The 1,738-nt window shown below is 64.5% G+C and carries 2 protein-coding genes; both read right to left on the reverse strand.

The genetic code is table 11. From position 1 onward, the window contains the following. Positions 1–1,160 (reverse strand): methyl-accepting chemotaxis protein (locus AC1DS6_RS42465; protein WP_477104786.1); only part of this gene is annotated, 1,160 nt, incomplete at its 3' end. Between the two features lie 159 nt (positions 1,161–1,319). Beyond that, positions 1,320–1,738, reverse strand: a 419-nt coding sequence (locus AC1DS6_RS42470; protein ID WP_477104787.1) for a methyl-accepting chemotaxis protein, incomplete at its 5' end; no start/stop codon positions are given.

A 1,738-nucleotide genomic window follows, 5' to 3' on the forward strand; every position in this document is an offset into this window, starting at 1 on the left:
GCATTCAGCGCCAGGATATTGGTCTGGAATGCAATGCCTTCGATCACGCCGATGATGTCGACGATCTTCTTCGATGCCCCATTGATGTCGTCCATGGTCTGCACCACGCGGCCGACCACTTCGCCGCCCTTGACGGCTGTCTCCGATGCGTTCGCCGCCAGGCCGCTGGCCTGCCGCGCGTTGTCCGCGTTCTGGCGCACCGTGCTGGTCAGCTCTTCCATGCTCGATGCGGTTTCTTCCAGCGACGCGGCCTGCTGCTCGGTACGCTGCGACAGGTCGCTGTTGCCCGCGGCGATCTCGCGCGAAGCGGAGGCGATCGACTCTGCCGAGTCCTTGAAATCGCGCACCATGGTGGACAGTTGCTGCTGCATCTGTTTCATGGCGTGCAGCAGGCTGTCCTTGTCGCCGCTGCGCAGTTTCACTTCCGCGGAAAAATCGCCTTCGGCGATACGCGAGGCGATGGCCACGGCGTAGGCCGGTTCGCCACCCAGCTGGCGCGACAGCGTGCGGGCGAGGAATGCGCCAAGCAGCACGGAGACGGCCAGGCCGCCCAGCACCAGGCCCAGCATCCAAAGGCGCGTCCCCTCGTAGACGCCGCGCGCTTCTTCCATATTGGCCAGCGCGCGGTCGTCGCGGCGCTTGACCATCTTGGCCATCAAGTCCTCGAGCGCGCGGCTCTCCTTGATCAGGTCTGCGCTCTCGCTAAAGACCTGGCTCTCGAACTGCGAGGTATCGAGCGGCTGTTTGCCCACCAGCGCCACATACTTGCCCAACCGCTCGCGGTAGGCCGGCAGCAAGGCATCGTATTGCTTGACCAGGGCCAGGCCTTCCGGCTGGGTGAATGCCTGGCGCGCCCGCTTCATGCTCTCGTCCAGCATGCCAAGCGATTTCTCGATCTGGTCTTTCTCGGCGGCACGCTCGCCCATGGTCGATGCGGACAGCAGGGCGATCTGCGCGCGGCTGCCATAGAGCAGGCTGATATTGCCGGACTGCACGGCCTTGAGGGCCTGCAAGTCATCGTTATAGATCTTGCCGGTCCAGTCAGCCATGCGCCCCATATTGACGACGCCCAGCAGACCCATCACCACGCCGATAAGCGACACGACCAGAAATCCAACGACCAGCTTGGTCGTGACGCGCAGCTGATTGAACCATTGCATGCAGACCACCTCTCTTTTCTGAATGACTTGACCGGGTGCCCCGTCTGCCCGTGCCGGCGGATTGCCGGCAATGCGAACGACAGGTGCTACCTTTTTTTCTGGAACAGTGCTTGAGACTGACTGTTTCAACTTGTTGCCTTGGCCGGATACCTGGCCGCGTCAGGCTTGCGCAAGCCGCTGGGCGCTGCCCTGGCCCACCCGCACCGGGCGCGCTTCCGGCCGCATGGTGACGCGGAAGGTGACCACCGCATCGCGCAAGCGCGTGGCCTGGTCTTCCAGCGAACCGGCAGCGGCGGCGGCCTGCTCCACCAGTGCCGCGTTCTGCTGCGTCACCTCGTCCATCTGGGCTACCGCCTGGTTCACCTGCTCGATGCCCGAACTCTGCTCGGCCGATGCCGCGCTGATCTCGCCCATGATGTCTGTCACGCTCTTGACCGCCTGCACGATCTCGCCCATGGTCTGCCCGGCCTGGCCCACCAGTGCCGAGCCGTTGTCCACGCGCGCCACCGTATCGCCGATCAGGCCCTTGATTTCCTTGGCCGCGTTCGCGCTGCGCTGCGCCAGGCTGCGCACCTCGC

This window comes from Cupriavidus sp. 05L310, from assembly GCF_056398185.1.